General features: G+C 64.6%; 12 protein-coding genes and 1 pseudogene. 4 read left to right on the plus strand and 9 right to left on the minus strand.

What is annotated here, in order from left to right; genetic code table 11:
- Positions 1–3: 3 nt before the first annotated feature.
- Both ABIB90_RS08395 and ABIB90_RS08400 read right to left on the minus strand, forming a co-directional pair.
- The gene (locus ABIB90_RS08395) at positions 4–765 is read right to left on the minus strand and encodes an ABC transporter ATP-binding protein (protein ID WP_354200640.1); all 762 of its coding nucleotides are present in this window, start codon (positions 763–765) and stop codon (positions 4–6) included.
- On the minus strand, positions 765–1,784 hold the full coding sequence (locus ABIB90_RS08400) for an ABC transporter substrate-binding protein (protein ID WP_354200641.1): 1,020 nt from the start codon (positions 1,782–1,784) through the stop codon (positions 765–767). The genes ABIB90_RS08395 and ABIB90_RS08400 overlap by 1 nt, the downstream gene beginning before the upstream one ends.
- 95 nt (positions 1,785–1,879) lie before the next feature.
- Between ABIB90_RS08400 and ABIB90_RS08405 the strand changes: the two genes are divergently transcribed.
- The 3 genes from ABIB90_RS08405 (at position 1,880) to ABIB90_RS08415 (ending at position 6,798) form a co-directional block, all read left to right on the plus strand.
- Entirely contained in the window at positions 1,880–2,596 is a 717-nt protein-coding gene (locus ABIB90_RS08405; RefSeq protein ID WP_354200642.1) for a GntR family transcriptional regulator, read from the plus strand.
- A gap of 202 nt (positions 2,597–2,798) precedes the next feature.
- A complete protein-coding gene (locus tag ABIB90_RS08410; RefSeq protein WP_007598964.1) occupies positions 2,799–3,227 on the plus strand; it encodes a response regulator in 429 nt (142 codons plus the stop codon).
- Positions 3,205–6,798, plus strand: coding sequence for a PAS domain S-box protein (locus tag ABIB90_RS08415; protein WP_354200643.1), 3,594 nt, complete (start codon positions 3,205–3,207; stop codon positions 6,796–6,798). The genes ABIB90_RS08410 and ABIB90_RS08415 overlap by 23 nt, the downstream gene beginning before the upstream one ends.
- Positions 6,799–6,921: 123 nt before the next feature.
- Here the strand turns inward: ABIB90_RS08415 and ABIB90_RS08420 are convergent, their stop codons facing one another.
- Positions 6,922–7,557 carry a response regulator transcription factor gene (locus tag ABIB90_RS08420; RefSeq protein WP_007598960.1) on the minus strand — a complete coding sequence of 212 codons (636 nt, stop codon included), beginning with the start codon at positions 7,555–7,557 and terminating at the stop codon, positions 6,922–6,924.
- Between the two features lie 150 nt (positions 7,558–7,707).
- Between ABIB90_RS08420 and ABIB90_RS08425 the strand changes: the two are divergent.
- A pseudogene (locus ABIB90_RS08425) lies at positions 7,708–7,999 on the plus strand (hypothetical protein).
- 56 nt (positions 8,000–8,055) lie between these two features.
- On the opposite strand, the gene ABIB90_RS08430 reads toward ABIB90_RS08425, so the two are convergent.
- The 6 genes from ABIB90_RS08430 to ABIB90_RS08455 all read right to left on the minus strand — a co-directional run.
- Positions 8,056–8,559, minus strand: a complete 504-nt coding sequence (locus ABIB90_RS08430; protein ID WP_007598958.1) for a response regulator — start codon at positions 8,557–8,559, stop codon at positions 8,056–8,058.
- Between the two features lie 141 nt (positions 8,560–8,700).
- On the minus strand, positions 8,701–9,018 hold the full coding sequence (locus ABIB90_RS08435) for a hypothetical protein (protein WP_007598957.1): 318 nt from the start codon (positions 9,016–9,018) through the stop codon (positions 8,701–8,703).
- Between the two features lie 2 nt (positions 9,019–9,020).
- Positions 9,021–9,902: a CheR family methyltransferase gene (locus ABIB90_RS08440; protein ID WP_007598956.1), complete on the minus strand. Its 882-nt coding sequence runs from the start codon at positions 9,900–9,902 to the stop codon at positions 9,021–9,023.
- 59 nt (positions 9,903–9,961) lie between these two features.
- Positions 9,962–10,348 carry a response regulator gene (locus ABIB90_RS08445; protein WP_354200644.1) on the minus strand — a complete coding sequence of 129 codons (387 nt, stop codon included), beginning with the start codon at positions 10,346–10,348 and terminating at the stop codon, positions 9,962–9,964.
- Positions 10,349–10,379: 31 nt separating this feature from the next.
- On the minus strand, positions 10,380–10,853 hold the full coding sequence (locus ABIB90_RS08450) for a chemotaxis protein CheW (protein ID WP_007598954.1): 474 nt from the start codon (positions 10,851–10,853) through the stop codon (positions 10,380–10,382).
- Between the two features lie 25 nt (positions 10,854–10,878).
- On the minus strand, positions 10,879–12,545 hold a 1,667-nt coding region (locus ABIB90_RS08455), incomplete at its 5' end, for a hybrid sensor histidine kinase/response regulator (protein ID WP_354200645.1).

A 12,545-nucleotide genomic window follows, 5' to 3' on the forward strand; every position in this document is an offset into this window, starting at 1 on the left:
CCCTCAATGCGCCGTTGCTTCGGAGGCGAACAGGAGATCGTGAATCTCCTTCTCGAGCCGGCCGGCACTGCCGTCGCCGTTGGAGACCTTGTCGACGTCGACCACCTCGGCCTTGACGCGGCCAGGATGCGGCGACAGCAGCAGGATGCGGTTGCCGATGCGGATCGCCTCCGCGATCGAATGGGTTACGAACAGCACGGTGAATTTGGTCTCGCTCCAGAGCTGGAGCAGCTCGTCCTGGCAGGTTCGCCGCGTCAGCGCGTCGAGCGCGGCGAACGGCTCGTCCATGAGCAGGATGTCCGGCTCCATCGCCATGCCGCGCGCGATCGCGACGCGCTGCTTCATGCCGCCGGACAGCGTGTGCGGATAAGCATCGACCACGCGTGTCAGGCCGACCTTCTCGATATAGGCCCGCGCCCGCGCTTCGGCGTCCTTCCGCGACAATTTTCGCGCGGTCAGCAGTGGAAACATCACGTTGGCCAGCACGCTCTTCCAGGGCAGCAGCTGGTCGAACTCCTGGAAGATCATCATGCGGTCGGCGCCGGGACCATGGATCTCGCGGTCGTTGATGGTCATGCGGCCTTTGCTCGGCGCCATGTAACCGCCGACGGCCTTGAGCAGGGTCGACTTGCCGCAGCCGGACGGCCCGAGCAGCACGAAGCGATCGGACCTGTCGACGGTGAAGCTCACCCTTTCGGTCGCGGTGACGACGGCGCTGGAGGTCTTGTAGCGCAGCGTCACGGAACTGACGTCGAGCAGCGCCATCAATTGCCCTTCAGATCGTGCGCGACGGGGAGATAGTAGTCGGTCCAGGCCTTGGGCTGAGTCTTCAGCGTACCGGTCTTGAACAGATGGGCGGCGAATTTCATCGTGCCCTGCGGCTCGAGATTCCACTCCATCATGCCGGGTTCCTTCAAGAGATCGAGCAGCTCGTCCACCGAGGTCTTGTCGCCGGTGATCTCCTTGTAGATCTCGACCGCCTGCCTGGTGTCGCTGCGGATCAGATCCTGCGCTTCCTTGGTCGCGTCGCGCACGGCCTGGATGATTTTCGGGTTGGCATCGGCGAATTTCGTGGTGGTGAAGAACTGCGCCTGGCTGAGCGGGCCGCCCATCACGTCAGGCGACGACAGCACGACATGCGCGCCCGGCACGTTCTTCAGCTCGAGGAAGGTGAACGGCGGAATTGAGAAATGGGTATGCACCTCGTGCTTGGCGTTGGACAGCGCCGCATAGGCGTCGGGATGACCGAGCTGCACCGTGTTGACGTCCAGCTTCGACCATTGGTCGGCACCAAAGGCCTCGGCCGCGGCGATCTGAAGCACGATCGCCTGGGTCGAGACTTTGACGGTCGGCACCGCGATCTTGTCGCCGGGGCCGAAATCCCTAATCGACTTGATGTTGGCGTCACGGCTGATCAGCGTCATCGGCTGTGCCGAGGTCGCGACGATGCCCTTGACGCCGCCACGGGTGCGGTCCCACAGCAGCAGCAGATTGCCGGTGCCGGTGTTGAGGATGTCGACGCCGCCCGCAAGCAGCGCATCGGTCTGCGCACCGCCGCCGGAGAAGGTGACCCATTTGGTGGTGACACCCGCGACCCCGAGCTGAGCTGCGTGCTTCTCGATCAGCTTCTGCTTTTCCATGATGTGGCTCGGCATGTAGAAAATGCCGGGCTGGCGCGACAGCGAGATCTCGGATTTTTGCTGCGCGTTCGCGGGCGAAACCGTCAGCGCCGATGCGGCGATCAGGGCGACGGCCGTGAGGCCACACTGCAATTGCTTGATCATTGTTGTTCGTTTCCTCTGGCCGCCATTGACGAGCGATCTTACTGATGCACTAATGCATTAGTGTATCAAAGGCAAGGCCGGCCGGAGCCCTTCGCATGGAAACAGCCCACCCCGCGCCCCGCGCGGCCGCCCGCCCCGGCGCGCGGCTCGACCGGGCCCGGCAGGCCGCACCGCAAGTGTTCGAGCGGCTGCGCAACGCCATTCTCGCGCTCGAACTGCCGCCGGGCTCGCCGCTGTCGCGCACGGATCTCGCCGCACAATTCGGCGTCAGCTCGACGCCGATCCGCGACGCCTTGATGCGGCTGGAGGAAGAAGGGCTGGTCGACGTGTTTCCGCAGCACGCCACCGTCGTCAGCCGGGTCGACGTCGGTCGGGCCGAGCAGGCCCATTTCCTGCGCCAGGCGCTGGAGCTCGAAATCGTCCGCCTGCTCGCGCAGCAGCACGGCGAAGCCCTGGTCATACGCCTCGACCACACGATCGCGCTGCAGCAGCAATTCGCCAAGGCCGGAGACTTCCAGAGCTTCATTGCGGGCGACAATGATTTTCATGCGCTGCTTTATGCCGCGGCCGGCAAGCAGGAGCTCTGGACGCTGGTGCGCAGCCGCAGCGGACATATCGACCGGCTGCGCCGGCTGCATCTGCCCTCACCCGGCAAGGCCCAGAACATCGTCCGCCACCACAAGCTGATCACGCGCGCGATCGAGGCCGGCGACGCCGATGCTGCGCAACAGCATCTGCGCAAGCACCTGTCGGGCACGTTGAGCGAGCTCGACACGATCCGAAGCCACTATCCGGAATATTTGACCGACTAGACCCTGTGGCGTGCGGTTGTCGCGAGCGCTTGTGCACGTCACCGTGCATAAGTTTGGCGCAACCGAGTTCGCCTTTTGCGAGCAATCGTCGGATCGATGGCGAAGTGCTTGCAGGTCGGATGCAATCCGCGCAACAATTTCAGAATTGATGGTTTGATTTGCGGTCGCTGGGAAAACCCATCCAGCCCGGAGGATACCAGACGTGGCCAACATCCTGATCGTGGATGACGACCCGGCCGTGCAGATGACAATCCGGCTGCTCCTGGAGAGGGCCGGTCATCATGTCACCGTCGCCGGAGACGGCCGCAAGGGACTTGCGCTGTTCGAAGCCGGCCAGTTCGACCTTCTGTTTCTCGACATCTTCATGCCCGGCATGGACGGCCTGGAGACGATGCGCCACGTCCGGGCGCTGCAGCCGGCGATTCCGATTGTCGTCATTTCCGGCCGTTCGTCCGCGCCGGATGCCCATGCGGAGCCGGACTTTCTCAAGATGGCGACCAAGCTCGGCGCGGTGGCGAGCTTGCAGAAGCCGTTCCGGGCCGACGCGCTGCTCGCCGCCGTCGCCGGCTGCCTGGACGCGGCGCGGACGGCGTCGGCGAGGAATCCGGATGTCAGCACCGGCCGCCGATGACAAGAACCTTCATTCTGTTCCAACCGAGCACGGGCGCGGCCATTCAGGAAGCGGTGCAAATTTCGCCATGACCCTCGCTACGCGGCTCGCGATCGCGATGATCCTGCTGGTGGCGGTCACCGTGGCCGCGGTCGGCTGGCTCGGCTATCGCAACATCACCCAGGCCGTGATTCCGCGGGTCCTGGAACGGATCGAAGCCCAGTCGAGCCTGCTGGCCACCCATCTTGAATCTTATGTGGCCGGCGCTCGTGGCGATCTGCTCGGTTATCGCTCCGCCGCTGCCATCAATGGCATGATCCGCGCTCATATCGGTGGAGGCATCGACGCTGTCGACGGCGTTTCGGAGCAAACCTGGCGCGAGCGCATCGCCACGCGGTTCGCAGCCGAGATCGACGCGAAGCCGAGCTACGGGCAATTTCGAATCATCGGCCTTGACGACGACCAGCGCGAACTGGTCCGCGTCGATCGCGCCGGCCCGAACGGAGCAGCACGGATTGTCCCCAACGGCGAACTGGAACGCAAGAGCGACCGAACCTACTTCCAGGAGACGATTCGATTGGCGCCGGGCGACATCTATGTTTCGCCCGTCGATCTCGCCACCCGGCAGGGAGGAACCACGGACCCTCACATTCTCACGATGCGCGTCGCGACGCCGCTGTTCACGCCTGACAGCAAGCCGTTCGGTATCGTCATCGCCAATATCGACATGCGTCCCGCGCTCGACCGCATCCGCTCGACCGCGAGCGCAGGGGGAGAGATCTATGTCGTGAACTCGCGTGGCGACTATCTCGTCCATCCCGATCGCACGCGGGAATTCGGTGCATTGCATGGCAACGGCAACGATTGGCGTCGTGACTTTCCTTTCTTTGCAGCCCGGGCCGGCCTGCCGCAAGGTTCCACGCAGCTTACGAGCGACCAAGCGGGCCGGCCGAGTGGAGCGGCGATCGCACCGGCGTTGCTGGCCGGCAAGGAGTGGTTGGCTATCATCGAGACGGCCCCACCATCGGTGTTCAGCCGCGTTCCGGCGGCCATTCAAAAAACCTCCTCGCTGGTCGGTCTGCTTGCTGTCCTTGCCGCAGCTTTGCTTGCGGTGCTGCTGGCGCGCTCATTGACGCGGCCGATCGGGCGCCTCACCGCGGCGGTGGAAGCGATCGGCAGCGGACGGCGCGCCGACATTCCCGTCGATGCGAGCGGAGAGACAGGCGTGCTGGCGCGGGCCTTCGCCCAAATGGTCGAGGAAACGAGAGCGAAGACGGCCGCTCTTGAACGCGAGATCGAGGAGCATCGCCGCACCGAGGCCGCGCGAAGCCATCATGAAGCGCGCGAGCGCTTGTTCAGCGCCGCCGTCGAATCCTCCGACGACGCGATCGTGATGCAATCGCTCGACGCCATCATCACCGGCTGGAATGCCGCCGCCGAGCGCCTCTACGGCTACTCGGCGAATGAGGCGATTGGGAAATCCACCGCGATCATCGTCCCACCCGACCGACGCGAGCAAGGCAAGGACTATTTACGGCGGATCGCCGGAGGTGAACCGATCGAACGCTTCGAGACGGTGCGCCTGCGCAAGGATGGCACGCCGGTCGAGATCTCACTCAGCCTGTCGCCGATCAGGGGCCCATCGGGCGAGATCATCGGCGCCTCCGGCACCGCGCGCAGCCTGACCGAGGCGCGGCGGGCAGAGCGGGCGTTGCAGCAGCAGCTGGAGGAACGGCGACAGCTCTTCGACACCTCGCAGGATCTGATCATGGTGATGGACGCGCGCGGCCACATCGCGCAGATCAGTCCGAGCAGCGAGGCCATTCTCGGCTACCGGCCGGAGCAGATGATCGGCCGCAGCGGCGCCGATTTCATTCATCCGAGCCATCTCGACCGGTCCCGCGACGAGATGCGCGCGCTGCGGCGCGGCGAACGTCCGAGGCTCGCCGACACCCGCTGCTTCCACAAGAATGGCCACGAGGTCTGGCTGTCCTGGCTCGGCAGCTGGTCCGCCCAGGCCAAGCGCTTCTTCTTCGTCGGGCGCGACATGACGGAGGCGAGGCTTGCACAGGAGTCCTTGCGGGAGAGCGAGCAGCTTGCACGCAACATCATCGAGACCTCGCTCGACGCTTTCACCCAGACAGACCACACCGGTGCCATCCTGAGCTGGAACTCGCAGGCCGAGAAGCTCTTCGGATGGACGCGTGAGGAAGCGATCGGCAAGAATGCGATTGAACTTTTTGTCGCCCCCACTGAGCGCGAAAGCGTCACGGCCAGACTGAAGCTCTTTCTCGAATCCGACCCATCGCTGGCTAATCCACGGCGCGAAGTTTTGGTGCGGCGGCGTGACGGCAAGGAATTCAAGGCCGAGCTCAGCGTCACGGCGCTCCGGCGACGCGAAGGTATCCTCTTCAATTCGTTCTACCGCGACCTGACCGACAAGATCACGGCCGACGAGCGCATCCGCCATGCCGAGAAGATGGAGGCGGTCGGCCAGCTCACCGGCGGCGTGGCGCACGACTTCAACAACATCCTCACCGTCATCACCGGAACGATCGAGATCCTGGCCGACGCGGTGGCCGGGGAGCCGGAGCTCGCGGCGATCACAAAGATGATCGACGAGGCCGCCGGGCGTGGCGCCGAGCTGACTCAGCACCTGCTGGCGTTTGCGCGCAAGCAGCCGCTCCAGCCGCGCGAAATCGACGTCAACGCGCTGATCATCGACACCGCGAAACTGTTGCGGCCGACGCTGGGCGAGCAGATCCATATCGAATCGGTGTTCGAGGACGAGAACTGCGTCGCGACCGTCGATCCAAGCCAGCTCACCACCGCGATCCTCAACCTCGCGCTCAATGCCCGCGACGCCATGCCCGGCGGCGGCAAGCTGATTGTGGAGACGGGCGCGGCCTATCTCGACGAGGCCTATGCCAGCGTCAACGACGTCCCGCCAGGACACTACGTGCTGATCGCCGTGAGCGACACCGGCAGCGGAATTCCCGCCAACATGCTGGCCAGGGTGTTCGACCCCTTCTTCACCTCGAAGGGACCGGGCAAGGGCACCGGACTGGGGCTTTCGATGGTCTACGGCTTCATCAAGCAGTCCGCGGGCCATATCAAGATCTACAGCGAGGAAGGCCACGGCACCACGATCAAGATGTACCTGCCGCCCGGCAAGACGCCGACGGTGGTCGGCGAGGGCGTGACGCCGGCGACCATCGAGGGCGGACACGAGACGATCCTGGTGGTCGAGGACGACCGGCCGGTGCGCGACTACGTGCTGGCGCAGCTGCATTCGCTCGGTTACGTCACCTTGCAGGCTGCGAACGCCGCGGAGGCGCTCGCCATCGTCGCCGCCGGAAAACCGTTCGACCTCCTGTTCACCGACGTCATCATGCCCGGAAAGATGAACGGACGGCAGCTCGCCGACGAACTGCAGAGAACGCGTCCGGATCTCAAGGTGCTCTACACGTCCGGCTATACCGAGAACGCGATCATCCATCACGGCCGGCTGGATTCGGGCGTTCTGCTGCTGGCGAAGCCCTATCGCAAATCGGATCTGGCACGGACCATCCGCAAGGCGCTGAGCAGTTGATGGTGCGTCGGGCTGGGTGAGAAGCCGTCGCCCGGGTGAGCGAAGCGATGCCCGGGAACACTACGAGCCAAGTCCCGGATGTCGCTTCGCTCATCCGGGCTACGAAATGTCACCCCACGGAATTTACGACGCGCGCTGCGCCGCGGTCATTACGATCCGGATCAGATCGGCGGCATTGCGCGCACCGAGCTTCTTCATGATGTTGGCGCGGTGGTCCTCGATGGTGCGCGGGCTGATGCCGAGCGTGCGGCCGGCCTCCTTGTTGGAGGCGCCGGCGGCAAACTGCTCGAGCACCTCGCGCTCCCTGCGCGTCAACGGCTCGCGCCCGGGGAAATGCAGCGAGCCGAACTTCGGCGCCGCGTTCTCCGACTGCCTGCGTGCATAAGCACCGATCGCCTCGTCCAGCCGGCCGACGATCTCGCTGCCGCGGAACGGCTTCTCGATGAAGTCGAGCGCGCCGCTCTTGATGGCCCCTACCGCCATCGCGATATCGCCCTGTCCGGAGATCATGAAGATCGGTGCCGGATAGTCCTCGCCGTGCAGCTCATTGAGAATATCGAGGCCCGACTTGCCGGGAATGTGCACGTCGAGCAGGACCGCTGCAGGTGTGCGGTTTCGCGCGACGGAGAGCAATGCTGCGCCGTCCGCAAAACAGATCACCTCATAGCCCGCCGCCTTCAACACCATCGACAAGGTGTCGCGAACGGCAGCGTCGTCGTCGACCACGAAGATTTCACCGCGAGAGCTTTGTTCGGCCATGTGCCACACATCCGGTTGGCATGAAGGATTCGCGTCCGCCCCAACCGTTATGGCGTTCGGCGCGGATTCGGCCCACCGTATTTGTACGGGACATGGACTTAACGCACAAGTAGCGGCAGGGCGCCTAATTGCGGAGGACGGAGAATATCCATGCTAAATTTGGCCGCTACGCCGCCTCTCGTCGCAATGCCCGAAGTCGATAGCCGTGAGCTGATTGCGGCTGACCTTCGCAAGCTGATCTCGCAGATCGAGACCAGCATGGGCTGGACGGCCACAGCCATGGATCAAGAACACGGGAGCGATCCGGAAGGTTCCGCCGACGTCTTCGTACTCGACGATGTCACACTCCGGTATGCCACGGCGATCGCCGCTCTCGACGCCTGCCGGGCCGGCCTTGGTCACGCCCTGGGAATGCCCGTCGGGAGCCGGCCGCACGGTGTAAATCGCGATCGCCGCGACGCGGCGACCGCATTGTTTCATCGCATGACGGGCCGAGGCTCAGGCGCGGTGCCGCTCCACGATCGCGTCGGTGGCGACGCCACCCCAGGTGTGGATCGCCGGCAGGCCCATCGCGGTCTTGCCGAGATTGGCGAGGCTGATGCGCAAAGCGGCCAGATCCAGCGGCTTGGGCAGGCTCTGGAGCTCGATCCCGACGGAACGGGCGAAGCTGCGGGCGGCGCTGCGGCGCTTGCCGTCCATGCCGCTGACGACGATCACGGCACCGCCAAATTTCGCCTTGGCCATTTCGCCCAGCACGTCGATGCCGTCGCCATCCTCCAGCACGAGATCAAGTGTCACGCAATCGAAGCGCGCAGTGCGGAGTTTTTCGATCGCTTCGGCCACGGACGGCGCCACGGTGACTTCGTGGCCGGCCTGCTTGGCCGCGACCGTGATCAGGCTGCGCTGCGTGGCGTCGTCGTCGACCACCAGAAGCTGAAGCGCGCGTCGCTCGGCGCTGTGGGGCAGGTTTGACGGGAGAGGTGAGAAAGAGCTTCTGGGCATTACGGTATCCTGAGATTGAGACCGGCAATGGATACACGGTTCGCGCTTAGGCGACGTAAAGCCGCGACGGCAAATTCAGTCGGATGTTTCAGCAAATGTGAACCAACATCGCGGAAAACGGCGACGAGACGCACGTGAAGATCACGCCGCCTCGTCGCGGCCCCCGGCCGCGCCGCGCTTCTTCCGGTTCTTGCCACGCAGGAATTGGATGTCCATTTCGACGCCGTTGACGCGCACCAGTTCGCAGCGGCGGTAGGCGAGGCCGGTGGACGACAGCAGCAGGAAGAACTCTTTGAGGTTCAGGCCCTGAATCGAGCCTTCCACCGTCAGGATGGCGTCGGTGTCGGAGATCGCGTTGAGCTTGCAGTCGCGGCGCCAGGTGCCGTCGATGGCCATGATGCAGACATCATAGCCGCGACTGAACGTCACGCGTTCCGCGCCCTTGCCATCCTCGGCCATGCCTATCGTCCTGCCATGACCGCTACGCGCGGCGCTGCGCCGGCAAGAGCCGGCTTGGCGGCCGCGGCACGCGCGTCGTTCGGCTTGTAGAGACCGCGCCGCTCCGGAATCGGCCTGAACGTGTCGGTCAGTCCGACCACCGTTTCGGCCGCGCCCAGCACCAGGAAACCGTCTCCCTCGATCTGGCGAGCCAGGCGGTTGAAGATGTTGATCTTGGTGTCCTGGTCGAAATAGATCAGCACGTTGCGGCAGAAGATGACGTCGAAGGTGCCGAGCTGAGCGAAATCGTGCAGCAGATTGAGCTGCCGGTGCTGGATCATCGCCCGCAGCTCGGGATTGATCTGCCAGGTCTCGCCGGTCTGCTTGAAATATTTCATCAGCATCTGGATCGGCAGGCCGCGCTGCACTTCGAACTGGCTGTAGATGCCGGCCTTGGCCTTCTCGAGCACCTCCTGCGACAGGTCGGTGGCGATGATCTCGACGCGCCAGCCGGTCAGGGCCGCACCCATCTCCTTCAGGCTCATCGCCAGCGAATAGGGCTCCTGCCCGGTCGAGCCGGCGGCGCACCAGATGCGCACGCTGCGGCGGCCGGCGCGGGCCTTGATGATCTCCGGCATGATGGTGTCGCGGAAATGATCGAACGGGACCTTGTCGCGAAAGAAGAAGGTCTCGTTGGTGGTCATCGCCTCGACCACGCTGGTGACGAGCGCGCCCGAGCCAGCGCCTTGCAGCTTCTGCACGAGCTCGCCGATGCCGGAGATCCCGGCCTTGCGCGCCAGCGGCAACAGCCGGCTTTCAATCAGATATTGCTTGTCTGCGGACAGATCGAGCCCGGAATGATCCCTCAGGAACTTACGCAGATACTCATATTCGGTCGGGGTCACGGATGGGCCTCTCGGAAGCTGTACTGGGAACACTCTGGCCGGAACACTCCGCCAGACACTCAGACGATGGCTTGTCCGACCGGGATCAAGCCGACTTCAGCAAATTTGTCGGCGATGATGTCCTTGTCGAAGGGCTTCATGATGTACTCGTTGGCGCCGCCGCTGAGCGCCTGAGCGATATGAGCCACGTTGTTTTCAGTGGTGCAGAACACGACCTTGGGCTGGTCGCCGCCCGGCAGGCGGCGCATGTGGCCCATGAACTCGAAGCCGTCCATCACCGGCATATTCCAGTCCAGCAGCACCGCGTCGGGCAGCTTGTGCTGACAGACCTCGAGCGCCTTGGAGCCGTCCTCGGCCTCCGTGACTTCGAATTCCAGGCCTTCCAGGATCCGGCGTGCGATCTTGCGCACGACGCTGGAATCATCGACCACCAAACACGTCTTCATCTTGGTTCTCCGGCTTCGATGTTTTCGGGGCTCACGCAGCCATTTGCACTTCGGTTTTGAGCTCGAGGACGCGATCGACGTCGAGGACGACCATGAGCTGGCCGTCGAGACGGTGGACACCGCCGGCGAGCTTGGCCATGCGGGGGTCGAGATTGACGGGGTTTTCTTCCATGCCGTCCTCGGCGAGCCGCAGCACTTCGCCGATCTGGTCGATCAGGAGGCCGTAGGATTCACCGCGCAGGTCGACGCCGACCGCCATCGGGATCTTGCCGTCCTCGGGCTTGGGCAGGCCGAGCCGGGCGCGCATGTCGACCACGGTGACGATGCGGCCGCGCAGGTTCAGCACGCCCGCGATCTCGCGCGAGGACAGCGGCACGCGGGTGACGCGCTCGGGCATGAACACGTCCTGGACGCGGGAGATCGGCAGGCCGAACAGCTGGCCACCGATCATCGCGGTGACGTATTCGACCATGGCGCCTTCGCCGGACTGGGTCTTCTTGGTCATGTTGCGTATCTCCTGATCCCGCTGGTTACGCTGCTGCGCGGCTCAGCTCGGAGGCGCCGGCGGCGCCCGCGGTCTGTTCCTTCAGCGCCGCGATCAGACCGGGACGGTCGAACTTGGCGACATAGTCGTGGAAGCCGGCCTGACGGCCGCGCTCGATCGCCGCCGGCGACACCAGCGCGGAGAGCCCGATGATCGGCATCGCGCCCAGATTGCTGTCGGAGCGGATGGTCTCGGCAAACTCGAACCCGTTCATGTCGGGCATCTCGATGTCGGTCAGGACCACGTCGAAGGTCTGCGCGCGCAGCGCGGCCAAGCCCTCCTGCGCGGTCGGCGCGGTGCGGACGCGGTAGCCGGCGGCCTTGAGCACCGGGGCCAGCATGTTGCGGAAGAACGCCGAGTCGTCGACCAGCAGCACCGATTGCGAGTGCAGCGACGGCTTCATCTCCTTGCGGGTGAACCAGTCGGAGAACGCCATCGGCAGGAAGTGGCCGACGTCGATCACCTCGGTGGCTTGGCCCTTGATCACGGCCGAGCCGAGAATGCCGGAGGAGGATCCGCCGACCTCGATGTTGAGCCGTTCCTCGACGATGTCGATGATCTCGTCGACGACGAGGCCCATGGAGCGGCCGTCATCGGAGAACACCAGGATCGGCTGGGCGCCCTGGCTCGCGATGGTGACGCTCTCCATGGCAACGAGCGGCATCAGCTGCTCGCGGTACTGCACCATGTAGCGGCCGTTGCTGAACTCGATCTTGTCGGCCGGGAGTTCTTCCAGGCGCGTGACGAGCCCGAGCGGGACCGCCTTGGGCTGGGACGAGCCGGCGCGGAACACCAGCAGCGAGGTGGTCTGCTCGCCACTTCCGATGCTGTGAGCCCCGTTCTCGCTGTTCATGTCATGGGCCGAGGAGCCGGCGGCGCCGAGCGCCTTGGCAATGCCGTTGGGGTCGATGATCATGATGACCGCGCCGTCGCCCAGGATGGTATTGCCCGAGAACATGTCGATGTGACGCAGCTTCGTCGACATCGGCTTGACCACGATTTCTTCGGTGTGGAACACGCCGTCGACGACGATGCCGAAGGTCTGGCTGCCGACCTGCGTCACCACGATGAAGCCGTTCTCGGGATCGGAGACGGCGCCGTCGTCGATCTTGAGCAGCTTCTTGAGATGGATCAGCGGCAACAGCTTGTTGCGCAGCCGGAGAACCGCGGTGTCCTTGATGCGCTCGATGCGGTGCTCCGAGTTGGCGCGGGCCCGCACCAGCTCGACCACGGAGAGCTGCGGGATCGCAAAGCGGTCGCCGGCGGCTTCCACGATCAGCGCGGAGACGATGGCGAGCGTCAGCGGGATCTTGATGGTGACGGAGGAGCCTTCGCCGGCGACCGACTTGATGTCGATGGTGCCGCCGATCTGGTCGATATTGGTGCGCACCACGTCCATGCCGACGCCGCGCCCCGACACCGAGGTGATGGCGGCAGCAGTGGAGAAGCCCGGCGCGAAGATGAACTTGTGGATCTGGGCTTCGCTCATCTTCTCGAGCTCGGCCTCGGTGACCAACCCTGAGGAGATCGCCTTGGCCTTGATCCTGTCGGTGTTCAGGCCACGGCCGTTGTCGGCGATGCAGATGATGATGTGGCCGCCCTCGTGATAGGCGGACAGGCGAATGGTGCCCTGCTCGCCCTTGCCGCCGGCGA

Origin of the sequence: Bradyrhizobium sp. JR4.1 (assembly GCF_040548605.1) — a bacterium.
GTDB classification, from domain to species: Bacteria; Pseudomonadota; Alphaproteobacteria; order Rhizobiales; family Xanthobacteraceae; genus Bradyrhizobium; species Bradyrhizobium canariense.